Origin of the sequence: Mesorhizobium liriopis (assembly GCF_024053505.1) — a bacterium.
Lineage (GTDB): Bacteria > Pseudomonadota > Alphaproteobacteria > Rhizobiales > Rhizobiaceae > Mesorhizobium_B > Mesorhizobium_B liriopis.
Genome location: NZ_JAMXQS010000002.1, coordinates 479,247 through 503,329 on the forward strand (window position 1 = coordinate 479,247; position 24,083 = coordinate 503,329).

At 63.5% G+C, this 24,083-nt stretch carries 24 protein-coding genes; 18 read left to right on the plus strand and 6 right to left on the minus strand.

The features are described 5' to 3' along the window. Positions 1 to 5: 5 nt before the first annotated feature. Both NGM99_RS05285 and NGM99_RS05290 read left to right on the plus strand, forming a co-directional pair. Positions 6 to 920 (plus strand): tagatose-bisphosphate aldolase, encoded by a 915-nt coding sequence (locus NGM99_RS05285; RefSeq protein ID WP_252816723.1) that lies wholly within the window; start codon positions 6 to 8, stop codon positions 918 to 920. A gap of 6 nt (positions 921 to 926) precedes the next feature. Further along, a complete protein-coding gene (locus tag NGM99_RS05290) occupies positions 927 to 2,360 on the plus strand; it encodes an ROK family protein (RefSeq protein ID WP_252816725.1) in 1,434 nt (477 codons plus the stop codon). Between the two features lie 12 nt (positions 2,361 to 2,372). Here NGM99_RS05290 and NGM99_RS05295 read toward each other — a convergent pair whose 3' ends face one another. The 4 genes from NGM99_RS05295 to NGM99_RS05310 all read right to left on the minus strand — a co-directional run bounded on the left by NGM99_RS05295 (position 2,373) and on the right by NGM99_RS05310 (position 6,249). Next, positions 2,373 to 3,101, minus strand: a complete 729-nt coding sequence (locus tag NGM99_RS05295; protein ID WP_252816727.1) for an SDR family oxidoreductase — start codon at positions 3,099 to 3,101, stop codon at positions 2,373 to 2,375. Positions 3,102 to 3,127: 26 nt separating this feature from the next. After that, positions 3,128 to 3,892: an SDR family NAD(P)-dependent oxidoreductase gene (locus NGM99_RS05300; protein WP_252816728.1), complete on the minus strand. Its 765-nt coding sequence runs from the start codon at positions 3,890 to 3,892 to the stop codon at positions 3,128 to 3,130. Positions 3,893 to 3,990: 98 nt separating this feature from the next. Continuing rightward, on the minus strand, positions 3,991 to 5,274 hold the full coding sequence (locus NGM99_RS05305; protein ID WP_252816730.1) for an ROK family transcriptional regulator: 1,284 nt from the start codon (positions 5,272 to 5,274) through the stop codon (positions 3,991 to 3,993). Between the two features lie 90 nt (positions 5,275 to 5,364). After that, complete coding sequence (locus tag NGM99_RS05310; protein WP_252816732.1) at positions 5,365 to 6,249, minus strand: sugar phosphate isomerase/epimerase family protein; 885 nt, start codon at positions 6,247 to 6,249, stop codon at positions 5,365 to 5,367. A gap of 383 nt (positions 6,250 to 6,632) precedes the next feature. Here NGM99_RS05310 and NGM99_RS05315 point away from each other — a divergent pair, with 383 nt between their 5' ends. The 12 genes from NGM99_RS05315 to NGM99_RS05370 all read left to right on the plus strand — a co-directional run bounded on the left by NGM99_RS05315 (position 6,633) and on the right by NGM99_RS05370 (position 18,782). Next, on the plus strand, positions 6,633 to 8,066 hold the full coding sequence (locus NGM99_RS05315) for an extracellular solute-binding protein (protein WP_252816733.1): 1,434 nt from the start codon (positions 6,633 to 6,635) through the stop codon (positions 8,064 to 8,066). Positions 8,067 to 8,156: 90 nt separating this feature from the next. Next, a complete protein-coding gene (locus NGM99_RS05320) occupies positions 8,157 to 9,041 on the plus strand; it encodes a carbohydrate ABC transporter permease (protein WP_252816735.1) in 885 nt (294 codons plus the stop codon). Continuing rightward, complete coding sequence (locus NGM99_RS05325; protein WP_252816737.1) at positions 9,041 to 9,877, plus strand: carbohydrate ABC transporter permease; 837 nt, start codon at positions 9,041 to 9,043, stop codon at positions 9,875 to 9,877. The genes NGM99_RS05320 and NGM99_RS05325 overlap by 1 nt, the downstream gene beginning before the upstream one ends. A 5-nt stretch (positions 9,878 to 9,882) precedes the next feature. Next, a complete protein-coding gene (locus NGM99_RS05330) occupies positions 9,883 to 10,140 on the plus strand; it encodes a DUF2160 family membrane protein (protein ID WP_252816739.1) in 258 nt (85 codons plus the stop codon). A 30-nt stretch (positions 10,141 to 10,170) separates the two neighbouring features. After that, positions 10,171 to 11,214 (plus strand): NAD(P)-dependent alcohol dehydrogenase, encoded by a 1,044-nt coding sequence (locus tag NGM99_RS05335; protein ID WP_252816741.1) that lies wholly within the window; start codon positions 10,171 to 10,173, stop codon positions 11,212 to 11,214. Positions 11,215 to 11,244: 30 nt separating this feature from the next. Continuing rightward, on the plus strand, positions 11,245 to 12,306 hold the full coding sequence (locus NGM99_RS05340) for an ABC transporter ATP-binding protein (protein WP_252816743.1): 1,062 nt from the start codon (positions 11,245 to 11,247) through the stop codon (positions 12,304 to 12,306). A 9-nt stretch (positions 12,307 to 12,315) separates the two neighbouring features. Then, positions 12,316 to 13,041 (plus strand): SDR family oxidoreductase, encoded by a 726-nt coding sequence (locus NGM99_RS05345; RefSeq protein ID WP_252816745.1) that lies wholly within the window; start codon positions 12,316 to 12,318, stop codon positions 13,039 to 13,041. 42 nt (positions 13,042 to 13,083) lie between these two features. Next, complete coding sequence (locus NGM99_RS05350) at positions 13,084 to 14,811, plus strand: dihydroxyacetone kinase family protein (RefSeq protein ID WP_252816747.1); 1,728 nt, start codon at positions 13,084 to 13,086, stop codon at positions 14,809 to 14,811. Next, positions 14,795 to 16,282, plus strand: a complete 1,488-nt coding sequence (locus NGM99_RS05355; protein WP_289852341.1) for a rhamnulokinase — start codon at positions 14,795 to 14,797, stop codon at positions 16,280 to 16,282. Before NGM99_RS05350 ends, NGM99_RS05355 begins: the two co-directional genes overlap by 17 nt. Continuing rightward, entirely contained in the window at positions 16,279 to 16,953 is a 675-nt protein-coding gene (locus NGM99_RS05360; RefSeq protein ID WP_252816750.1) for a class II aldolase/adducin family protein, read from the plus strand. Before NGM99_RS05355 ends, NGM99_RS05360 begins: the two co-directional genes overlap by 4 nt. 23 nt (positions 16,954 to 16,976) lie before the next feature. Then, positions 16,977 to 17,750: an SDR family NAD(P)-dependent oxidoreductase gene (locus NGM99_RS05365; protein WP_252816752.1), complete on the plus strand. Its 774-nt coding sequence runs from the start codon at positions 16,977 to 16,979 to the stop codon at positions 17,748 to 17,750. A gap of 87 nt (positions 17,751 to 17,837) precedes the next feature. Then, on the plus strand, positions 17,838 to 18,782 hold the full coding sequence (locus tag NGM99_RS05370; protein ID WP_252816754.1) for a tagatose kinase: 945 nt from the start codon (positions 17,838 to 17,840) through the stop codon (positions 18,780 to 18,782). 29 nt (positions 18,783 to 18,811) lie between these two features. On the opposite strand, the gene NGM99_RS05375 is transcribed toward NGM99_RS05370, so the two are convergent. Beyond that, positions 18,812 to 19,027, minus strand: a complete 216-nt coding sequence (locus NGM99_RS05375; protein ID WP_252816756.1) for a hypothetical protein — start codon at positions 19,025 to 19,027, stop codon at positions 18,812 to 18,814. 106 nt (positions 19,028 to 19,133) lie between these two features. On the opposite strand from NGM99_RS05375, the gene NGM99_RS05380 reads away from it, so the two are divergent. Next, complete coding sequence (locus tag NGM99_RS05380; protein WP_252816758.1) at positions 19,134 to 19,874, plus strand: MBL fold metallo-hydrolase; 741 nt, start codon at positions 19,134 to 19,136, stop codon at positions 19,872 to 19,874. Next, positions 19,871 to 20,923 (plus strand): D-alanine--D-alanine ligase family protein, encoded by a 1,053-nt coding sequence (locus NGM99_RS05385; RefSeq protein WP_252816760.1) that lies wholly within the window; start codon positions 19,871 to 19,873, stop codon positions 20,921 to 20,923. Before NGM99_RS05380 ends, NGM99_RS05385 begins: the two co-directional genes overlap by 4 nt. 218 nt (positions 20,924 to 21,141) lie before the next feature. On the opposite strand, the gene NGM99_RS05390 is transcribed toward NGM99_RS05385, so the two are convergent. Next, complete coding sequence (locus NGM99_RS05390; RefSeq protein ID WP_252816762.1) at positions 21,142 to 22,602, minus strand: NAD-dependent succinate-semialdehyde dehydrogenase; 1,461 nt, start codon at positions 22,600 to 22,602, stop codon at positions 21,142 to 21,144. 106 nt (positions 22,603 to 22,708) lie between these two features. Between NGM99_RS05390 and NGM99_RS05395 the strand changes: the two genes are divergently transcribed. Together NGM99_RS05395 and NGM99_RS05400 are read left to right on the plus strand one after the other, a co-directional pair. Then, entirely contained in the window at positions 22,709 to 23,305 is a 597-nt protein-coding gene (locus NGM99_RS05395) for an amino acid synthesis family protein (protein ID WP_252816764.1), read from the plus strand. Next, the gene (locus NGM99_RS05400) at positions 23,280 to 24,068 is read left to right on the plus strand and encodes an alpha/beta fold hydrolase (protein WP_252816766.1); all 789 of its coding nucleotides are present in this window, start codon (positions 23,280 to 23,282) and stop codon (positions 24,066 to 24,068) included. Before NGM99_RS05395 ends, NGM99_RS05400 begins: the two co-directional genes overlap by 26 nt. The last annotated feature ends 15 nt before the right edge of the window (positions 24,069 to 24,083 follow it).

The window sequence follows — 24,083 nt, forward strand, 5'->3', positions numbered from 1 at the left end:
TTCCCATGTCCCGCATGACCACGGCCGAACTGCGCGGCTATCACCAAATCTGCGGAGCCGACGGAGCGATGATGGTGATCGCCTGCGACCAGCGCGGCGGCATGCGCACGCTTCTGGCCAGCGATCCTGGCGAGCAGGCGAAGATTGGTAATGATGTGCTGGGCCAGACCAAGGCCGACATCACGCGATATCTCGCCAGCCAGGCAAGCTGTGTTCTGGTCGATCCGATCTGCGCCGTGCCTCAGCTTGTGGATGACGGCGTGATCGACCGCAACACGGCCCTTCTGATCGGGCTCGATGCATCGGGCTGGGACACCTCGCCCGAAGGTTACCGCCTGTCCAAACTGGTGGAGGGCATCGATGCGCGGCGTGTGCGTGCGCTCGGCGGCACGGGCGGAAAGATCATGGTCTATCTGCGTTCGGACGTGCCCGCGGCCAACACGCACAATATCGAGATCCTGCGTGACGTGATCGCGGATTTCGCCAAGGAAGACCTGCTGCTCGTGGTCGAGTTCCTGACCTACGCCCTCGAAGGCGAGAGTGAGGAGGATTACGCGGCGAAGATTCCGGAGCTGATCCAGGGCGGCACCAAAATCTGCCTCGAACTCGGTTCCAAGCTGTTGAAGCTGCCTTACCCGGGCTCGCCCGAATCCTGCGCGGAAGTCACCCGTCTTGCGGGCGATGTCCCATGGGCGGTTCTGTCCGCCGGCGTCGACCACAAGACGTTTCTCGGCCAGGTCGAACATGCCATGGCGAATGGTGCGTCCGGTGTGATCGCGGGCCGCTCGCTTTGGAAGGATTGCATCTCGCTCGATCGCAATGTCACCCGCGAAAAGCTGCAAGGCACCGCTGTGCCGCGTTTGCGCGAGATCCAGGCGGTTGTCGCGCGCTACCGCCAGCCGGCAGCGAAAGTCGCCTGAACGCCTATGCCACGCACCGCGATCGGCGTCGATATCGGCGGCACCCGCCTGCGGGCCGCGCGCGTGGCGGAGGACGGTGCGATTCTGGCACTCGCCAAAACGGCGAGTTCACCCGACCCGCAAACGGTACTCGAGCGCATCGAGTCACTGATCGGCCAAGTCGATGACCCCTCGGTGGAAGGCATCGGCATCGGCGTGCCGGGCCGCGTCGATTTCGAACGGCGCATCGTTCTGTCCGGCGGCTATGTGGATCTCTCCGCAGTCCCGCTTGCGCAGGCCATCGAACGGCGTTTCGGGCGTCCCGTCCTCATCGACAATGACTGTGCGATGGCGCTGGTCGCCGAGCAGGCCTGTGGCGCCGTGAAGAGGGCGCGCGATGTGGTGATGCTGACAGTCGGCACCGGCATCGGCGGAGCCATTCTCGAGGGCGGCCGAATGCTGCGAAGCCGGGGCACGGCCGGCCAGCTCGGCCATCTCGTGGTCGTGCCCGATGGGCGCCGCTGCGCCTGTGGTCGAAGCGGTTGTGTCGAAACCGAAAGCTCGGGCACCGCACTCGGTCGTCACATCTTGGAAGCAGGCTTGTCGCCGCACACAACGGTTGCAGACCTTTTCGAAGCCGAGCGAAATGGCGACGCAATTGCGGCTCACGTTCTTCAGGCTTGGGCTGCGCCCTTGCGCGCGGCCATCGACAGCCTTCAAGCGGTTCTCGATCCAGAACTCGTGGTGCTCGGCGGTGGCCTGGGCGAGGCGGCGGTCAGCGCCTTGGCGAGATTGGCTGAGATCCCGTCCTGGTATCCGACGCGGGTTCTGGCAGCGCAGCTCGGCGACGATGCCGGCGTGGTGGGCGCGGCGCTGGCCGCCTTGCCGCACAATGCACCCAAGCGCCTCGTCATGGTCAACGGCGTCCCGGCCAGCGGCAAAAGTTCGGTGGCGCAGGGCCTGTCCGCGCTGACGGGCTGGCCGGTCTTCTCGCTCGATGCGGTCAAGAACCCGTTTCTCGAAGAGATTGAGGGTGTCGATCGCCCGTTCAATCGCAAGCTCGGCCGTGCGAGCATGGTAGCAATGTTCGCGCTGCTCCGCGACGCGCCAGCGGGTTCGAGTGTGATCATGGATGCCTGGTTCGGCTTTCAGCCGCGCGAGTTTGTTCTCCCGCTGTTGGCCGCTTCAGGGGTGACCGCGATCCACGAGATCTGGTGCGAAGCTGCGCCGGAAACGGTCGGCGCGCGCTATCGCGCCCGGGCCGCCTCCCGGCTGCCCGGCCATCCCGGCCCGGACTATGCCGGTGAGCTCGAAGCGCTCGCCAGACGCGCCGAGCCGTTCAGGGCGGGTCCGCTTCTGACGGTCAGCACGGAGAGCATTGTCGATCTCCACGCCGTGAAGGCATGGCTCGACGGAACGTTGGAGCTGGCATCACGGCCTCCCCGCTGCGATGCGGCCTGACCAGCTCTCGTCTCAGAGATCGAAGCTCTGGGGCAGGATGACGAGGTCGCGGATCGTGACATTGCGCGGCCGCGTCAGCATGAAGAGCACGGCTTCCGCCACTTCTTTCGGCTCGATCAGGTTGCCGGCCTCGAGCGCTTTTTTCAGGTTCTCCTTGGGCCAATCGTCGAGTAGGGGCGTCACCACCGGGCCGGGCGCCACGGCGCCGACGCGAATGCCCTGCTTCGCCACCTGCCGCCGCACGGTATGCACGAAAGCCTGCACCGCATGCTTGGAGGCTGTGTAGACCGGCTCCCAAACGACTGGAATGAAGCCGGCGACCGAACTGGTGATGATCACATCACCCGTCTTGCGCTCGATCATGTGTGGAAGCACGGCATGGACGCCGCGAAACACGGCATTGACGTTGAGGTTGAGCATCCGGTCGAAAGCGTCCGGGTCGCCGTCCACAAGGTCGCCGCCGATATAGGAGCCGGCATTGGCGTGAAAGACGTCGAGCTGTCCGGCCTTTTCCAGGATCTGCGGCATCATGGTCGCGACGCTCGCAGGGTCGGTCAGGTTGATTTTCAGCGGAATGGCATTGTCGCCGATTTCGTGGACCGCCGCATCGAGCTTCTCGTCGTTGAAATCGACCAGCACCACGCGCGCGCCGGCCTCGGCCTCCCGCTTCGCGCATGCAAGGCCGATGCCCGAAGCGGCGCCCGTGATTGCCACCACCTTGCCGTCCAGTTCATGTCCCATGGTTTCCCTCCTCAAGAACTCGGGTTTCAGCGTGTGAGATAGCCGCCGTCGATCAGAAGCACGGATCCGGTCACATAGCTGGCGGCAGGCGAGCACAGGAACAGCACGCAGTTCGCCACTTCCTCGGCCGTGCCATAACGGCCCATCGGCGTCTGCCTGCGCCAGACCGGATCCCAGTCCGGATTGGAAAAGCCGCCGCGTGACATGTCCGTGTCGATATAGCCGGGTGCAACCGCGTTCACCCGGATGTTCTCGGCGGCGAATTCGGATGCCAGGCTCTTGGTCATCATGTGGACCGCCGCCTTGGAGCCGTTATAGGCGACCTGGTTCTGCGGGATGTTGGTCGCCATGCCCGACATCGAGCCGACATTCAGGATCACGCCTTCACCTTGGTTTCGCATTGCGGGTAGCGCCGCGCGTGAGAAGCGGAAGACCTGCACCACATTAGTGGAAATGATCTTTTCCAGCCTCTCGTCATCGAAGTCGGGTGTGTCGCCATGCACGGCCACGCCCGCATTGTTGACGAGGATGTCGATACGCCCGAACCGGTCGAGCGTGTGCTGGACGATGCGCTCGGGCGTTTCCGGATCGGTGGCGTCAGCCGAAACGAAATCGAACTCGTAGCCGGCATCACGCAGAAGCGCGTCGCCTTCCGGATTGCTGCGGCGTGCGGTGAGCACTGATTTCGCACCCGCTTCGCCGAATATTTGGGCCACCGCGAGCCCGATCCCGCGATTGCCGCCAGTGATGAGTGCGACTTTTCCGTCCAGTCTGAATTGGCTGAGCGACATGGTTCCTCCCTTTTCGCTTCGCAGCCGTCCGGCCGCGCTCTTCTCGAAGTTCCAGTCCGCTCAGCCGTCTCCTCAGTCGGCAAAGCGGATTTCGACCACTATCCTCCCGCCCCGGCCGAAGCGCCGTTGGTTCTGGATGCTCTGCTTGAGCGGTGGCCCGAAGCGGATTTTTCCTCCTGGGCTCCCTCATCGGCGAAGCGACGGTTGTCGAGCGAAAGATAGCGCTGGTGCATCATGCAGGCGGCACCGAAGGCGGAGCCAAGGCTGGCGCCCTCGTTGAGCACGATCGTGGGCAGAGGAAAGCTCGAATCCTGGCACGCAGCGAGATGGGCGGCCACCCGGGCGGAGACGAGCGGATAAAGAGCTGCCACCGAGCCGCCGAGCACGATCTGTTCCGGGTCGATCAGGCGGCAGGCCTGTGTGATGCCGAAGGCAAGCGCCTTGCTCCAACCTTCCGCCACCGTCACGGCTTCAGGTACCCGGTCCTGCACATCGGCCAGAAACTGACTCAAGGCCGTTATCTTGCCGGTGACATGGCGATAGCCCGATAAAAGCGCTTCCAGACCGATTAACTGCTCGAGGTCGCGCCCGTCTCCCGCCATGCGCAGGTGGCCGATCTCGCCCGCGAGCCCGTTGCCGCCGCGAAACAGCGCGCCATCCACCGTGATGCCGCCACCGACACCCGTTTCCATCACCAGAAACAGCGTCACGCCGCGCCGCGCCGTTTCGCGCGCATAAGTGGCGCCGATCGCGAACGCATTGGCGTCGTTTTCCACCCAGATCGGCACGGCGGCCGGCAGCAGGGGACGGATGATGTCGGCCGGATAGAAGTCGCGCCAGCCGAGCAAGGGCGCCAGTCGCACGAAGCCGCTGCGTCCCATTTGCGCGGGCAGTGAAACTCCCACTCCTTCGCAGCGGGCCCATTTCTCGGATGGCAGGGCCTCGATCGCAAGCGTCACGGCGCGCGCGAAAGCTTCTTCGCGCGGTACGACCGAGCAGTCATAGGCTTCGATCGTACTCGCAACGACGTTTCCGGCCAGATCGAGCTCGACGAAGCTCAGATGTTCGACGCCCACCTCGATGCCCAGAAAGGTGCCGGCTTCGGGCGCGAGTTCGAGCATGATGCCGGGACGGCCCGCGCGCGGCTGGCCCGATTGGAGAACGCTGCCGCGTGGTGGGATGCTTGCATTCACTTCGCGCACGAGGCCGCTTGTGGTCAACCCGGCGATGATGTGACCCGAAGATGACCGGTTGAGCTTGAGCCGGCGTGCGAGCTCGGCGCGGCTCATGGGACCGAAGCGATGCAGCGCGCTGAGTGCTGCCACCTCATTGGCCTGCCGGATGCGCCGGGGGGAGCTTGCGAGGGAAACCGGGTCGGGCACGTGGTCCTGTTGCTTGAAAGATGAAGTTGCGCCGCCTCTATCACGCCGCTTCGCATTCCGGCGAACGCGTTTCCGCGAGGCGCCTGTGCCTCAAGGGCGCGCATTGGTTTCGCGTCGCCGACGGGCTTCCTCCTGCTTGAGTTCGATGAAGCGCTTGGCGTGGCGGGCGAGCGGCATGTTCTCGGTCCAGGTGTCGCGCCAGATGGCGCAGGCGAGCGTCAGCCCTTCGTCTACCACGGCGCTCGAAAAGGATTCGAAGGTGATGTCGCGCTGGTAACCCACGTCGAGCAGGGCATCGAAGATGCGATCGAAGTCGATCACGCCATCGCCCAGATAGCCGCGATTGCTTTCACCGATATGGAAATAGCCGATCCTGTCGCCCGCGAGGCGGATGGCGGCGGCCGGGTTCGCTTCCTCGATGTTCATATGGAACGTGTCGAGATGCAGTAGCACGCGATCCGAGCCGGTCGCTTCCGCGAAGCTGAGGGCCTGCGCCGTGGTGTTCAACAGGTTGGTCTCGAAGCGGTTGACGACTTCGAGCACGATGTCGATCCCGGCACTTTCCGCATGCTCTGCCGTTTTGGCGATAGCCGCGATGCTGTTTTTGCGGCCCCGGTCGGTGGGAACCGACGCGTATTTCGTGTGGGCCGAATAAAGAATGCCGCCGAGCTTGGTGCCGCCGATATCGCGCACCGCCTTGACCGCGTTGGCGAGCATTTCTTCGCCGGCCTTCACGGCGCTCGGGTCTTCGCTGGAAACATCGGCATGGAGCGGCAGGCCCATGGTCACCGCGATGGCCACGTCGAGCCCCTGGGCCTTCTTCGCCAGCCGGTCGAGGTCGAACTTTTCGGGGCGGAGATAGGCGAATTCGATCAGGCGATAACCGCATTCGGCGGTCTTTTCGAGCGCGGTTTCGAGATCCTCCTGCGTGGCGCCACCCGTCCACACGAATGAGTGGATACCCAGCCGACCCATAGCACTCGCCCTCCCAAGCGTTTTTTGTTGTGTTCAACAACGAATACGTCTGCGGTGAATGATGTCAAGTGCCGTCCGAGTTGTCCCGAAGCGACGGTCTCGAGGGCCTCCACGCCATATGAACAAGCACCGACTGCTTCCCAAAGGTCGAAGTCGTTGCTCGCCAGAAAGGAAATTTGATGTGAAATGCAACAAACATTGCGCGGTTGAAAACTTTGCGTTACGCCTTGAAGGGAAGACGCGCCGCGACCGCTTTGAGGAGAGCCCGCAGCAAAGGTCTTCAGTGGGAGAATCCGCGCGACGCTTTGAAGGCCGGGCGCGGGCACAAGGAGGAACGAGGCGCGAAGCCCGACCGGCGCTCCGCCTCATGGAGGAGACTGGACATGAAGCACAGAGTGGGAACCAGCCTGCTCGCGCTCGGTCTCGGCCTGATGGCCGGGCTCGGCGCGGCGAGGGCCGACTTCTGGTCGGACGCGGGCGCGAAATACAAGGGCGTCACGCTGCATGGCGTGACCGAGAGCACGCCGCCGTCCAACTATGTCAAGGACGTGCTCGCCAAGGAATTCGAGGAAAAGACCGGCATCAAGGTCGAGATGGAGACCACCTCCTGGGACCAGATGTACGACAAGGCCATCAAGGACATGGAAGCCAAGACCGGCATCTATGACATGGTCTATATCGAGCAGGACATCATCTACGCCTATCTGGCCCGCAATTTCCTGGTCAACACCTCCAAGATGCTGGCCGACAATCCGGCTCTGAAGGCCCCCGAATACGACGAAAAGAACTTCACCACCTTCGCCGACTACTTCAAGGGCGACGATGGCGGGCTTTACGGCGTGCCGATGGAAGCCTTCATCAAGATCTATCTCTACCGAACCGATCTTTTCGGCGACAGTGCGATCAAGGAGGCTTTCAAGCAGAAGACGGGCAAGGATCTCGCGCCCGCCAAGACGCATGAGGACTACACGCAGATTGCGGAGTTCTTCACCCAGTACGGCAAGGACAAGGGAGAGGAACTCTGGGGCACGACCTCGCAGGCCCATACCGGACACCCCGCCTCGTGGTACGAATATGTCGAGTCCATCCTGCCGACCTTCGGCGTCTACAACTGGGGCATCGACGCCAGCAAGAACTACGCGGCCAGCGTCGCCAATGGCGGCACGATGAACAGCGACAAAGCCAAGGCCGCGATGAAGTACCTGCTTCACCTGCGCGACATCGCCCCGCCGGAATCGGCGTCGAGCACCTGGACCGAAGTGGCCACCACCTTCGCCGCCGGCCGTGCCGCGCAAGGCCTGGTCTATGGCGAGAACGCCGCCTGGATCGCATCCGACGCGTCGAAATCCAAGGTGGTCGGCAAGGTCGGCGTGGCGCTGCCGCCGCTGTCCGAGGGCGTGATGGCCGATGCTGAGTCCGGCAAAGGCTATATCGGCTATTATGACGGCGGCGCCTTCGGCATTCCCGTCACGTCGAAGAATCAGGAGGCCGCCCTCCTTTTCCTTGAATATATCGGCCAGAACTCGGTTCAGCCCGGCTGGGCGGTGGCGGCGCCTCGCATCACCAACACCGCGACCTATGACGACCCGCAGGTCAAGGAGATGGATGGCAAGCTCGGCGGCTACTACACCATGCTGAAGAATGACGGGAAGCTCTTCGCAGGCGCGCCGAAATATCCGTTCCACGCGCAGGTTCGCGAAGCAGTGGCCCCGATCTTCTACCGCATCCTGACCGGCGAAGTCGGCCCCGACGAGGGTGTCGACCAGATGGCGGCGGCGGCAGAGGCTGAACTGACCAATCTCGGCTACCGCAAGTAAACGCCGAGCCATGCCGGGCCGCCGCCTGACTCCCTCGGCGGCCCGAACCTTCGCCACATCGCGACACATGCCCTCGGGGAGAGTGGACTGATGCGTTCAAACAAGGTCGGCTGGCTCCTGCTTGCCCCGACGATCGTGGTGCTGGCCCTGTTCGGGATCGTGCCCTTCATCTACGTGCTTTATGTCGGCTTCCACCAATGGAACCCGTTCGGCGCGAACCCCTCCATGATCTACAACGGCGCCAACAATTTCCGCCGCCTGGTGTTCGACGCCGAGTTCCTGACGGCGATCTGGTATACGCTGAAATTCGCGCTCTTCGCCGTGCTGAGCGAGGTCGTGATCGGCTATTTCCTGGCGCAGCTCTTCATGCGCGAGTTCCCCGGCAAGGGCTTCTTCCGCACCATCCACACGCTGCCGCTAATCGTCGCCCCCATCGTGGTCGGCTCGGTGTGGCGGCTGATGACCACGCCTTCGATCGGCGTCATCCCGTATTACCTGCGCACATGGTTCGGCTTCGATCTCAATATCGGCCGCGATCCGAACGCCGCCTTCATCCTGACCGTCATCATGGACATCTGGCACTGGACACCGCTGGTCACGCTGACGCTGCTCGCGGCCCTCGTTTCCTTGCCCAAGGAGCCTTTCGAGCAGGCCGAGATCGACGGCGCGAGCCGCTCGCAGATCTTCTGGCACATCACGCTGCCGATGATCCGGCCTGCCATCCTCGCCACCGTCTTCATTCGGCTGATGGATGCGCTTCGCACGGTGGACGAGGTCTGGATGCTGACCGGCGGCGGTCCGGGTGCGGCGACCCGCTATATCGGTCTTCATATCTGGAAGGTCGTCTTCCCCAAGACCGATTACGGCTACGGCTCGGCCATCTCGCTGATCGTACTTTATCTGACCCTCGTGATGTGCTGGCTTCTCTATGTGGCGCTCGTCGCACCCCGGCGCGACGCGCGGAAGGTGGCCTGATGCGTAAGGACCGGCCTGTTCTCACCGTCGTGCTGTGGCTGCTTCTAAGCCTCGCCACGCTGTTTCCCATCTACTGGTTGTTCGTGATCTCGGTGAAGCCGGCGGTCGATCTCTTTTCAACGCCGAGCCTGATCCTCGATCAGGCCTTCTGGGGCAACTATGCCAAGGTGCTGACCGACGACACGCTCCGTCGCTACATGATCAATTCGGTGATCATCTCATCGGGCAACGCGCTGCTCGTGACCGTGCTCGCCTTCATGGCCTGCTACGCGCTCTCGCGCTATGATCTCGCGGGCAAGGAGAACATCTTCTTCTGGACCATCACCAACCGCATGGCGCCGGCGGCGGTTTTCCTTCTGCCCTTCTTCCTGCTTTTCACGCAGGTTTTCGTGATCGGTGAGTTCCGGCTCTACGACTCGCGGATCGGCATGATCCTGCTCTACTGCACCTTCAACCTGCCTTTCGCCATCTGGACGCTTAGGCCCACCATCGACGGCATCCCGAAGGAACTGGACGAAGCCGCGACCGTGGATGGCGCGTCCACATGGCAGGTGATCCGCGAAGTGGTGTTCCCGCTCGCAAGGCCGGGGCTCGCGGTGACGCTGATCCTGACCTGGGTCTTCGCCTGGAACGAATTCCTTCTGGCCGCGACGCTGACGAGCTTCAATGCGCGCACGATCACCACCGGCCTGTCCGAATATGTCACCACGACCGGCACCGAATGGGGCATGATGGCCTCCGTCGCCATCATCACGCTGATCCCGGCACTCATCGTCTTCGCGGTGGTGCAGCGCCACATCGTGGCAGGCCTCACCTTCGGCGCGGTGAAGGAGTAGGGCGGATGGAGCAGTCACCCAATCTCGACGTGCCCGTCGATCTCGATGCGGTGGACGAGGAGGCGGCGCTGAAGGCTGCCAAGCCACAGCGGCGCGGCTTCCTGCCCATCGTCACCAACTGGTTCGACCGGCTCTTCATCGGCATCTACCTGTTCGTGGCACTCGAACTCTTCTGGATGCGCTTTCTCGAACAATCGATCCCGCTGACGGTCTGCCACGTGGTCGCCGTGCTGCTCGGCGCGCTGATCGTGTGGAAGGGCTGAATTGAGATCTTTCGGAATGGAGCAGGAAACGTGAAGGCACTGGTGCTCGAAGAAAGGATGAAGCTCGCCCTGCGCGACTTCCCCATCGAAAACGATGAGGCGGTCGGCCCGCGCGACGTGCGCATCAAGCTGCACACGGTCGGCATCTGCGGCTCGGACGTGCACTACTACACGCATGGCGGCACGGGCGTGTTCCAGGTGAAGGCGCCGATGATCCTCGGCCACGAGGCTTCCGGAACGGTGGTCGAGACGGGCGCCGAGGTTTCGACGCTGAAAGTCGGCGACCGCGTCTGCATGGAGCCGGGCATTCCCGACCCCAACAGCCGCGCGACACGCATAGGCCTATACAATGTCGATCCCGCCGTGCGCTTCTGGGCCACGCCGCCGATCCATGGCGTGCTGCGCCCCACGGTCGTGCACCCGGAAGCCTTCACCTTCAAGCTGCCCGACAACGTCTCCTTTGCCGAAGCCGCCATGGTCGAACCGCTCGCGGTCGGCGTTCATGCGGCGACCAAGGCGCAGGTGAAGCCCGGCGATCTGGCGCTGGTGATCGGTGCCGGACCCATCGGCCTCGTCACGGCTCTGTCGGCACTCGCAGCGGGCTGCGCACGGGTCTTCGTCAGCGATGTGGACGACGCCAAGCTCGAACTGGCAGCCAAGCTCGGGCCCATCACGCCGGTCAATGTCGCGAAGGAAGACCTTTCGGCAGCCATCATGAAGGCGACAGACGGTTGGGGCGTCGAGATCGTGTTCGAATGCTCGGGCCACTCCAAGGGTGCCGAAGGCGTATTCGACCCGCTCTGCCCCGGCGGGCGCGTGGTCTTCATCGGCTCGCAGGTTCACGACATCCAGTACAATGTCGGCAAAGCCATGGTGCGCGAGGCGCGCGTCGAGCACGTCTTCCGCTACGCCCATGTCTTCCCGCGCTGCGTCGCCATGCTGTCGTCGGGCGCCATCGACGTGAAGCCGCTGATCACCCGCGAGTTCGCCTTCGAGGACAGCGTGCACGCCTTCGAGGTGGCGGCCTCCGCGCCCAAGGGCGAGGTGAAGATGCAGATTCTGATGCCGCAATAAGAATAGGCAAAGAGGGGGAGGAGACAGGCCATGGCGGAAGTGACGGTCCGGAACGTAGTGAAGCGCTATGGCACCGCGCAGGTGATCCACGGCGTCAGCGTGGATATCGCCGATGGCGAGTTCGTGGTGCTGGTCGGCCCATCGGGCTGCGGCAAGAGCACACTTCTTCGCATGATCGCGGGGCTCGAAGCCATCTCGGACGGCACGATCAGCATCGGCGGGCGCGTGGTCAACGATGTGCCGCCCAAAGAGCGGGACATCGCCATGGTGTTCCAGTCCTACGCGCTTTATCCGCACAAGACGGTGGCCGAGAACATGGGCTTCGCGCTCAAGATCAAGAACCGACCCAAGGCCGAGATCGAGGCCAAGGTGCGCCAGGCGGCCGACATTCTCGACCTCGGCAAGCTTCTCGACCGCTACCCCAAACAGTTGTCGGGCGGCCAGCGCCAACGTGTCGCCATGGGCCGCGCGATCGTGCGCGAGCCGAAGGTGTTTCTGTTCGACGAGCCCTTGTCCAACCTCGACGCCAAGCTGCGTGTCGCCATGCGCGTCGAGATCAAGCAGCTGCATCAGCGGCTGGGCACGACCATCGTTTACGTGACCCACGACCAGATCGAGGCCATGACCATGGCCGACAAGATCGTGGTGATGAAGGATGGCCGCGTCGAGCAGATCGGACGCCCGCTCGATCTCTACGACAATCCCGGCAACGTCTTCGTCGCAGGCTTTATCGGCTCGCCCTCTATGAATTTCGTCAAAGGACGGATCGACACGCGAAACGACCGGCAGGTCTTCATGTCCGACACCGGTGCCGTGCTGCCCGTCAGTGGCGGGAGGGCTCAGAACGGGCAACCGGTGATCTACGGGATCAGGCCGGAGCATATCGATATCGGCGAGGGCGGCGTGCCGGCGCGTGTCGCGGTGCTGGAACCGACAGGCTCGGAAACGCAGATCTTCGCGCGGGTCGGCGAGGACGCGCTCGATGCGGTGGTCAAGGACCGCATCGAAGTTCGGCCCGGCGAGGAGGTGCTGTTCCGCATCGATCCGCGCCGCGCGCATATCTTCGACCGTGAAACGACGACGCGGCTCTGAGGGGCGATCATGGATTTCTCGGGCAAGCGCGTGATCGTGACGGGTGCCGGCAAGGGAATCGGCCGCGCGACCGCACTCATGCTGGCACGGCGCGGCGCCACGGTTATCGCCGTCACGCGGTCGGCCACTGATCTCGAAACGCTGGCCGGCGAGATCGCTTGCGAGACGATTGCGGTCGATCTGGCTGACGCTGACGCCACTCGCGAGGCGGCGCGAAAGGCACTGCCCGCCGATCTTCTCGTCAACTGTGCGGGCACCACCGAGCTGGAATCCTTTCTCGACGTTTCGGTCGAGAACTTCGACCTTCTTTATGCCGTCAACACCCGTGCTCCGATGATCGTGGCGCAGGAATATGCGCGCGAGCGGGTGGAGCAGGGGCTCGGCGGGGCCATCGTCAACGTGTCGAGCGTCGCGGCATTTGTCGGCATCCCCGACCACGCCGCCTATTGCGCGTCCAAGGCCGGCCTCGACGGGCTGACTCGTGTGATGGCGAAGGAACTGGCGCCCAAGGGTATCCGGGTGAACGGTGTGCATCCCACCGTCACGTTGACGCCCATGGCGGTGAAAGCCTGGAGCGATCCCGACAAGGCGGCGGGCATGATGGCACGCATTCCCGTCGGCCGCTTCGCCGAGCCGGACGACATCGCCGAAGTGATCCTGTTTCTCCTGTCCGACGAGGCGGCCATGGTCAACGGCCTCTCCATGCCGGTGGATGGCGGCTACATGATTGCCTGACTCCGCCGCGCATAGGGAAATGGCGAGGGAGGAGCCGAGCCTGTGAAGAAGCTGATCAACGCGCCGCATAGCGTCGTGCCCGACATGCTGGCAGGGCTCGTGGCACAATCGCCAGACCTTGCCCTGATCGCCGCAGACAATGTCGTTCTGCGCCACCCGCTGCCCGAACCGGAACGGCGATCGGTCGCGCTCGTTTCAGGCGGCGGCAGCGGGCATGAACCGGCGCATGCGGGCTATGTCGGCGCAGGCATGCTGACGGCGGCGGTCGCGGGCGACGTCTTTACCTCGCCCAGCACGGATGCCGTTCTCAGCGCGCTGCGTGCCTGTGCCGGACCGGCCGGCGCGCTTCTAATCGTCAAGAACTACACGGGTGACCGGCTCAATTTCGGCCTCGCCGCCGAGCTTGCGCGCAATGAAGGCATTCCGACCGAGATCGTGGTGGTCGCCGACGACGTGGCCTTGCGCGACACGGTGGAGCCCGCACGACGGCGCGGCATCGCGGGCACGGTTCTCGTCCACAAGATCGCAGGTGCCGCGGCGGAAAAAGGAGCCTCGCTCAGTGAAGTGGCGCGCTTGGCCAGCCTCGCGGCCTCGCGCATAGGCTCCATGGGCGTCGCACTGGGCGCCTGTACGCTTCCTGCGGTCGGCCATCCCGGCTTCGCGCTCGGTGAAAACGAGATCGAATTGGGGCTTGGCATTCACGGCGAGGCAGGCGTGTCGCGCGCTTCCCTGCGCACGGCAGCGGAACTTGCGGAACTCATGATCGGCACGATCGCCGACGACCTTGCCCTCGCACCGGCAAGCCGGGTCGCACTTCTGGTCAACGGGCTTGGTGCCACCCCGCCGATGGAGCTCGCGATCATGGCCGGTGAGGCGCTCGGCGCGCTTCGCCGGCGTGGCATCGGTGTCGAGCGCGTTTGGACCGGGACCTTTCTGTCTGCACTCGACATGCCGGGCTGTTCCCTTTCGGTGCTCGCGCTCGATCCCGAATTGTTGCCGCTTCTCGATGCTCCGACCGAAGCCCCCGCTTGGCCGCGCGGCGGTGCAACCGCACCGTATGGCGGGATCAACCTCGAAACACCCCGGCATTCTGGGGAGGCTTTAGCCGAACCGACCCCGGCAGTTGGTACGGCAAGCGGCGAGGCTGTGCGACAGGCGGCAATCGCCGCCGCCCACGCGCTGATCGAAGCGGAAGCCCTGCTTGCCGATCTCGACGCCAAGGCAGGTGATGGCGATCTCGGCAGCAGTCTCGCACGCGGTTCGCAAGCCGTGCTTGCTCTTCCTGCTTCCAGCTGGACCACGCCTTCTGCTGCCCTTTCGGCAATGGGACAGGCCTTGCGTCGGGCGATCGGTGGCAGTTCGGGGCCTTTCTATGCCACTGCCCTCCTGCGTGCCGCGCGTGCGCTCGAAGGCGCAAGCGACCCCTCGCCACGCGATGTCGCAACGGCGTTCAGCGAGGCGGTGGGTGCAATCGCCACGCTCGGCGGCGCACGTGTCGGCGACCGCACCATGCTCGACGCGCTCCAGCCCGCAGCAGATGCTTTCAGTGCTACTGTTGAAAGCGGATCAAGCCTGACTGTTGCGTGGGAAAACGCGGCGCGGGCTGCGGAGGACGGCGCCGCCGCGACAGCCTCCATGCGCCCTCGGCTCGGCCGCGCCAGCTATCTCGGTGAACGCGCGCTCGGCATCGAGGACGGGGGCGCCCGTGCCGTCGCGATCTGGCTTGCCGCTGTTGCCGAAACCACATCCGCCGATGTCACACTCGGCTGAGATAGCCTCCACGCAGGCTTCGCCACGCTGCTTGGTTTTCGACCTTGGCGGCGGCTCGGCACGGGCCATGCTTGCGCAACTGGAGGGCGGAACGATCCGCCTGACGGAGCTTCACCGTTTCACAGGCTACCAGACGCGGCTCGCCGACGGCCCGGCTCTGGACGTCTCGGCACTGCTGCGCGGCATCGATGCGGGGCTCGAAGCTGCGGCGGCGGCAGGTGGCGTGGATTCGATCGGGGCCGATGGCTGGGGCGTGGATTTTGTTCTGCTGGATGAGCGCGGCATGCTCCTCGATCAGCCGCGCACGCATCGGCATCCGCGTGGACAGCATGGCTTGGCAGCGCTGACGGCGTCCGAACTCGAACGCATCGCAGAGAGCACCGGGATCCAGCTTCTGCCGATCGTTTCGCTGTTCCACCTGTGCGACTGGGCGAAAACCCATCCAGAGCTTGCCCGCAAGGCTGCACGCTTTCTGATGATCGCCGATCTCGTGGCATTACACTTATCAGGTGTTGCGGCTTGCGAATGGACACTGGCCCGCACATCGGGCCTCTTGTCCGCCAAGACCGGTGGCTGGGACAGGGCGATGCTTGCTTTTACGGGACTGCCGGAACAGGCTTTCGGCCCTCTTGTCGCTCCCGGCACGGTGCTGGGACAACTCAGCCCGGCGCTTCAGTCTCGAACAGAATTGTCCGCCGCGCGCGTCGTCGCGGTCGCAGCCCACGACACCGCGAGTGCCGCCCTTTGCCTGGCACCTGCCGAGGACGAAGCGTTTCTTGTTTGCGGGTCGTGGATCCTCGTCGGCGCCGAAATCGCCGACGGCTCGATGCCGCTGGACGCACAGCAGCAGGGCTTCGGTCTCGAGGGCGGTGTCGAGGGGCGAGGCCTGCTGGTGCGATCACTGCAGGGCATGCATCTTCTTCGCGGCCTGCGTGACGCATGGGCACGCCGCACGGGCACCGAGCCGAGCTTTCCTGATATCGCCGAAGCAGCCGATAGGGCGAACCCTGCGGCCCCCGCCATCAATCCGTCAGACCCTCTTTTCGTCGATGCCGTCGACATGATCGAGGCTCTTCGAGCGCATTGCCCCAAGCTGAACCATGACGATCTGGGAGAGTTGGCCCGTGCCGTCTATGTCGGGCTTGCCGCCGAGGTGACCATATCGCTCGACCGTCTCGAAGAGCTCACCGGGCGACCCATCCGCCGCATCAGGCTGGGCGGCGGCGGTGCGGATGATCCGGTGCTTTGCCGGACGATTGCGAACGCGAGCGGCCGCGAAGTGCTGGCGGGTCCTGTCGAGGCGAGCGCGATGGGCAATGCCATGGCGCAATTCACCGCGCTTGGCGCCTTTGCATCGATGCGAGCCGCGCAGGCTCGCGGTTCTGCGGGCTGCGACATCCGCTCCTACCCGCCGAGCACATTCCGGCCGACCGCCGAACCTTCCATGCCGTACGAGAAGGGCTTCTCATGAAGGATACAGCCGAACTGCGTCAGGCGATCTGCGATATCGGGCGCCGGGCCTGGGACAAGGGCATGGGTGCCGCCAATGACGGCAACATTTCCGTCCTGCTCGATGACGACACGCTGCTTTGCACTCCCACCGGCGTGTCCAAGGGGTTCATGACGCCCGACATGATCTGCCGCATCGACCGTAGAGGCGAGCCGCTGCCCGGCAACAGCACGAGGCCCTCGACCGAGACGCGCATGCATCTGTGCGTCTACCAGAGCCGCGAGGACGTGCGCGCGGTGGTTCATGCGCACCCGCTTTACGCCACGGTGCACGCCATATGCGGCAAGCCTCTGGTCCAGCAGATTATGCCGGAATCGACGATGTTCCTGGGCGAAGTGCCGCTGAGCCCCTATGCGCTGCCGTCCTCCGAAGCCTTGGCCGATGCGATCCGCCCTTATTTCGCGCGCCACGATGCGATCCTGCTCGAAAACCACGGCGCGCTGTCTTGCGGCCACGACCTGCAATCTGCGTGGTTCAAGATGGAAGCGCTCGATTACTATGCCAAGGTCGTCTACCTCGCCGCCAATTACGGCGGCGCGCGCGAGTTCGACCAGAACCAGATCGACAAACTGATCGCCCTGCGTCGCGAGCGCTTCGACGCACCCGGCCGGCATCCTTTCATCGACCGCTGAAACGTATCGGGAGAACCGGCTCAATGTACGCAAATAAGTTCAGGCTCGACAACCGCGTGGCCGTGGTCACCGGCGGCGGGCGCGGGATCGGGCTCGCCATCTGCGAAGCCTTGGCCGAATTCGGCGCGGAGATCGTGATCGGCGACATCGATCCGGCGGTGGGCCGCGCTGGCCGGCAAAAGCTCGAAGCCAAGGGATACAAGGCCACCGACCACGAGGTCGACGTTACCAAGCCGGACGATGTCGAACGCTTCGCCCAAACCGTGATCGGCAGGCATGGGCGCGTGGACATCCTCGTCGCCAATGCCGGCATCGCGCGCTCGGGGACCGCTGCCGAGGATGTCACAGACGAGCATTGGCTTCATGTGAACGATGTGAACTACAACGGCGTGTTCTGGTGCAACCGCGCTTTCGGCCGCCACATGCTGGCGAACGGCGGCGGCGCAATCGTCAATATCGGCTCGATGTCGGGCATCATCTCGAACCGGCCTCAGAAGCAGACCTACTACAACGCGTCCAAGGCCGCCGTACACCAGCTGACTTCCTCGCTGGCGGCCGAATGGGCGGATCGCGGCGTGCGCGTGAACGCGGTGGCGCCGACCTATATCGAAACCGAGATGACGAGCTACCGCAACGACAATGACGGCATGATCGACGTCTGGCTGCGCGACACGCCCATGCACCGCATGGGCCAGCCCGACGAGATTGCGTCCGTGGTCCACTTCCTCGCGTCCGATGCTTCGAGCCTGATGACCGGCACGACCGTCGTTGCCGATGCCGGCTTCACCTGCTGGTGACAGAGGGACACATCGGGTAGCGCGAGTGCGCTGATACGGAGCAGGGCTGCATTGCGTTCCCTGCGGCCGCCATGGAGAAGGGGGAGCATGAAGAAGCTTTTGACCGTCGGCGAGATCCTGGTTGAGATCATGGCGACCGAGCAGGGGTTCGGCTTCCGCGAGCCGATCACACTGGTCGGCCCATTCGCGTCGGGCGCGCCTGCCATCTTCATCGATCAGGTCGCTCGTTTCGGCCAGCCCTGCGCCATCATCAGTGCGGTCGGCAAGGACGATTTCGGCACGCTCTGCCTCGACCGGCTGCGCGGCGATGGCGTGGATGTTTCAGCTGTTTCGCAAGACCCCGAGCGGCCCACAGGCAGCGCCTTCGTGCGCTATCGCCCCGATGGCCAGCGCGATTTCGTGTTCAATATCCGCCACAGCGCCAATGCGTCCATTGCCGCGACAGAAGAAACCGAGCGCTTAATCGCGGGGTGCGATCATCTCCATGTCATGGGAACCGCACTCTTCTCGCAAGCCGTGATCGATCTCGTGCTGGACGCCGCGCGCCGCATCCGCGCGCGGGGTGGTACGATCTCGTTCGACCCCAATATCCGATCCGAACTCCTGCACCTGAGCGGCCTGCGCGAAGCGCTCGAAACCGTCTTCGCGATGGCCGATCTCTTCATGCCGAGCGGCAACGAGCTTTTTCTTTTCACCAAGGCGCAAACGGAAGAGGCGGCGATCCGCGAAATCCTCGATGGCGGAACGAAGGCCGTGGTCATCAAGCGCGGGCTCGAAGGCGCGAGCTGGTTCAGCCGGGATGGTCATGTCTCCGTTCCGGCCTACAGGGTCGAGGAGATCGACCCGACTGGTGCGGGCGACTGCTTTGGGGCCACTTTCGTTTGCTGCTGGCTGCGCGGAATGGCACCTGCCGAGGCCCTTGCCCTTGCCAATGCCAGCGGCGCGCTCGCCGTGCGGAAACGCGGACCGATGGAAGGGGCTGCAACTGCCGATGAGATCGCCAGACTGGTTCGGTCGGCATCACGGCTGTGAAGCTTGGTCGCACAACCGGGTTCAGGTGATCAGCCCCGCGCTGGTGGATCGGGTTGATGATAACCGATCGAGGTAATGATCCGATGCCAGTCCTTGCGGCGGTTGACCATGATCTCGATGCGGTTGCGGCCTTTGTCGTGGCGCTTGCTCCAGCGTTTTCGCCGATGGTGCCGCTTTGCGGGGCCACCGTTCCCTTCAAATGAGCGGGCCATCTGCCTGTGCGCGAGCCAAAACAGGTCGCGCATATCCAGTTTCCTCGCGGAGCCTGAAACAGAGCGTACCCCTCATATCAATGGTCGTCTCCTTGCTTGCTGAGAAAAGCTATTCTTCCAAGATGATATGGTGGGGCGAATGGACTGGCTGAGTTTCAGGTCGATTCAGGGCGCGATAGCCTCAGACTGCATCGAGAATGGTCTTTGGCTGCTGAGTGAACCTGCGTTGAAGCCGGATTGCCGAGGCCACTTCTACGCTCTTGAGTGCCCCGATGGCATCGTCCTCATCGATGCAGGGTGGGGCTTGGCGCATGACGCGCTCGATCTCGCAATCAACGGGCGTCCCGTCATCGCAGCAATTGCCACGCACAGTCATTCGGACCACATCGGTGCCCTCCATCTTGTCGCTCGAAGATACGGCCATGAGGCAGAGGCAAAGATTTTCGCGGATCCCAGTCCATATGCGACACAAGCTCGACCTTGGATCGACGACCTGGACTTCACAGCGGACGGAACGCCGATCGATCCCCATACCTTTCTGATCGAACCCTGCCCACTCACGCAGGTCGTTCGGGACGGCGATGTTCTCGATTTCGGCGGTGGCCCTCTTCACATCCTCCACACGCCCGGCCATTCGCCCGGGTCGATCTGCATCTACGCTGAGCGCGAAGGCTGGCTGTTCTGCGCCGATACCGTGCATGATGGGCGTATCCACGACGATATCCCGGGTGCCGACGCCGAAGCGCTGGGCCTCTCACATTCTCGCCTTCTCGATGTCGATTTCCGCTTAGCGCTGCCTGGCCACGGCGCGATAATGTCGCGACCAGCTTTCAGGATGCGCATCGAGCGCTACAGGCGAGAGAAGGGCTGGAGTATTTGACGCAGAATGCCTTGGTGCTCGTTTACGAGCGAGAGCAGGATTGTCTGGCCCGCCTGTTGGCCGAAGGTATAGCTCCGGCCCGCGCCGAGGAGATCGCTTCCTATCTTGCGCAATCGACCGACCTTGCGGCTGAGTTTTCCGAGATCGAAGCCGAGTGTTCCAAGGTTGATATACGGTTCGAACCGGTAACACTTGATAAGTTCGCCGTGGACCGTCGGCGTTTCGATCCCGCGCGCAGTCTCGTCTGGACGCTGACGGATGGGATCGCCTATTTTGCCGGGAGCTTGGCGCCAAGCCTTGCACGCCTCGAGGGGTTCAAACGGATCGGCGCGGAAGATGCCCTGTTTGCACTTTGTCAGGACAAGTTCAGAAGTGGCGCGGTCCTTCATGCTCTTGGCATCCAAACCCCGACCACGGTCCTGGCACGTGATGGCGTGCTGCTTTCTCCGCAACGCCTCGATGCTGAGAGCTACTTCGTCAAGCCGAACAGGCTGGGAGCCAAGATCGGCATCTACAACACATCGCACTGCTCGTCGTTCAGCGAAGCCCTGAACTTGTCCCGGCGCGTCTTTGCAGAGTTCGGTGATGCGGTTGTCATCCAAGGCTATGTGCCCGGCGTGAATGTTCGAGCCAGCTGGCTCGACCTTGATGGCAGTGAGGATCTGGATCGGCTCGGCATTGTGCGCGTCGACAGCCAAAGCGACTTCCAGACGATGGCTGACAGCATGGCATTGTATGGAGATACCGGTGAGGCAGCGAAGGAAGCGGGCCTCTACTCCGAACCGTCACTCGTTGATCTATCCGTTGAAAACCCGCGGGCGGCCGATCGCATCAAAGAGGTGGCTGCGGTTCTCATGCGTGGGTTGGGTCTCAAGGACGTCTTCTCTCTGGATTTCCGGGTCGGTCCAGACGGTGCGGTGACACTCTTGGAGTTTGAGGTTTGTCCCGGGCTTCCTTGCTTTGACTTTCGGACCTATGTCAGACAGCAGTGGCAGCGCTCCTTACCGAGCGCAATGGCCGCGACCGCACAGAGGCACTTGAAGAATTAGTCTCTTGAGACATCGCGCGCCTAGAGCGCTTTGCGGAAGCAGGACCTCCGGCCACTCCGTCCAGAAGAACCAGTCGTAAGCAATGCTCGGCAGGATCGCAGTGTACTCAAAGGGCGCGGCAGTGCAGGCTGGGGCGTTGCGACAGGTGACCGAAGCCGGCTGGATATTGGCTTAGATACTGTGACGGTGGCGCTCGGTTATTGATGGGTATCTTGCGATCACAGCCCGCCGAGCGCCACATATTTGAGTTCGAGATAACCTTCGATGCCGTGATGGGAGCCTTCGCGACCGAGGCCTGATTGCTTGATGCCACCGAACGGTGCCATCTCGTTGGCGAGTGCGCCGTTGTTGACGCCCACCATTCCTGATTGCAGGGCTTCGGCAACGTTGAAGATGCGCCTCATGTCGCGCGCATAGAAGTATGCCGCCAAGCCGAACTCCGACGCATTCGCCATGGCGATCACATCCGCCTCATCACGGAATGCGATGATCGGAGCAAGCGGCGCGAAGGTTTCTTCCCGCGTGACGATCATGTCCTGCGTGACGCCCGAAAGAACGGTCGGTTCGAACAGCGTGGGCCCGAGCGATGAGCGCCTGCCACCCGACAGGATCTTCGCGCCTTTCGCGGTCGCGTCCGCCAGATGCGCTTCCATCTTGGCGACTGCGCGCCCGTCGATCAGCGGGCCCATCGTCACGCCGGCCTCCGTGCCACGTCCGAGCTTGAGCGTTGAAACGCGGCTGAGCAGCTTTTCCGTAAAGGCCTCGACCACGCCTTGTTGCACATAGATCCGGTTCGCGCAGACGCAGGTCTGGCCGGCATTGCGGAACTTCGAGACGAGCGCGCCATCGGAGGCTGCATCCAGATCGGCGTCGTCGAAGACGATAAAGGGCGCGTTGCCGCCGAGTTCGAGCGAGAAGCGCTTGATCGTGTCCGCGCCCTCGCGCATCAGCCAGCGCCCCACGGGCGTCGAGCCGGTAAACGTGATCTTGGCAACGGTGGGGTTCTTGGTGACTTCCAGGCCGAAGCTCTTGGCATCCGTCGTGGTGATGACGGAAAATGCGCACTTCGGTACGCCTGCTTCTTCGGCGAGTGCGGCAAGGGCCAGAGCCGACAGCGGTGTGAGTTCGGACGGCTTGAGCACCACCGTGCAGCCGGCGGCGAGGGCGGGACCGACCTTGCGCGTGATCATGCCGTTCGGAAAATTCCATGGCGTGATCGCCGCACACACGCCGATGGGCTGCTTGAGAACCAGAATCCTCTGCGATGGATGAGCGCCAGGAATGATCTCGCCCTCGATGCGCTTGGCTTCCTCGGCGAACCATTCGAGATAGGCGGCGTTCGAAATGATCTCACTCTTTGCTTCGCCGAGCGGTTTGCCTTGCTCCGCAGTGAGGATCGTCGCCAGATCGTCGGCATTCGCAATCACGAGATCGAACCAGCGCTTCAGCACGCCCGCTCGCTCCTTGGCCGTGCGCTTGGCCCATTCGGGTTGAACCCTTGCCGCGGCATCGATCGCCCGGCTGGTTTCTTCCAGTCCAAGATCGGGAAGCGTGGCGATCGTCTTCCCGTCGAAGGGGTCGCAAACCTGGAATGTCGCACCCGATGCCGAGCGCGCGAGCCATTCGCCTGCGACCAAAGCCGCCTGTTTGAAAAGCGGGCTGCTCGAAACAGGGTTCATCGGTGCCTCCGGGGCGAGTTCGCTCATTCCGAGCGAATGGGAGTTGACATCAGCAGTTTTGGCATACCATGATACGGGATATCAAGTCAGCTGGCGGGAACGGCTCATGGAAATCCGAAAAACCCTTCTGCAGGTCGAGACAACCCTGATCGAGGGGAGCAAGGTTGCCCCGGTGCCGCTGAAGCTTTTTTCCGCCATTGCGGTGGTTCGGAATCCTTGGGCGGGCCAAGGCTTCGTGGAGGATCTGAAGCCGGCGATTCATGCCGGCGCTCCGGTTCTTGGCGAGCTTCTTACCCGCATGATCCTCGATGCGGTCGGATCGGGCGAGGCGGTGGAAGCCTATGGCAAGGCCGCTGTGGTGGGGCTGGACGGCGAGGTCGAGCACGCCTCGGCGCTGATCCATACGCTGCGCTTCGGCAATCACTATCGCGAGGCGGTCGGCGCGAAGTCCTATCTCGCCTTCACGAATACGCGCGGGCCCGCCAACGCGCCGGTGATGATCCCGTTGATGGACAAGAACGATGAGGGGCGTCGCTCCCACTACCTGACCATCCAGACCTCGATCCCGGATGCACCGGCGGCGGATGAAATCCTGGTCGCGCTGGGTGCTTCCGTCGGCGGGCGTCCGCATCACCGCATCGGCGATCGCTATCAGGACCTCAAGGATCTCGGCCGCGATGTTGGCAACCCTGCAGCGGTCTAAGACGCGCCGGGGCGCGTCCTATCGCGAGGTCGGGCAGGGCGAGCCGCTCGTTCTGATTCACGGCGTGGGCATGCGTCTGGAGGCCTGGGAGCCTCAGATGGCTTCACTGTCGGAAACACACCGCGTGATCGCTGTCGACATGCCGGGACACGGCGGAAGCGTGGCCTTGGATCGAGGCTCGCTTCTCCCGGAGTTCGTCGGGTGGCTGGGCGGTGTGCTCGACGATCTTGAACTCGATGCGGTCAATGTCGCGGGCCATTCCATGGGAGCGCTGATTGCGGGCGGCGCGGCTGCAAGTTTCGGTTCGCGTGTTAGCCGCGTGGCTCTCCTCAACGGTGTTTATCGTCGTTCTCCGGAGGCTCGTGCTGCCGTTTCCGCGCGGGCGAGGGAAATCGCAGAAGGCGGTCAGGTCGATTTCGACGGTCCGCTGCGGCGCTGGTTCAGCGAAGGGGCGGAAAACGAGACCGCCTATCGGCTGACGCGAAGCTGGCTGTCGAATGTTGATCCGTTCGGCTACGCGACGGCTTACGCGGCTTTTGCTCAAGGCGATGAGACCTATGCCGATGCCTGGGGGCGCGTCGATTGCCCGGCTTTGTTTGTGACCGGCGACGGCGACCCGAATTCGACCCCGGCCATGGCTGCGGCGATGGCAAAGGCCGCGCCCAAAGGTGAATGCGCGATCATCGAAGGCCACCGCCACATGGTCAACCTGACGGCGCCGGAGCAGGTCAATCGTCTGCTGGCGCATTGGCTGCGGCGCTGACCGAAAGCTTTGGGA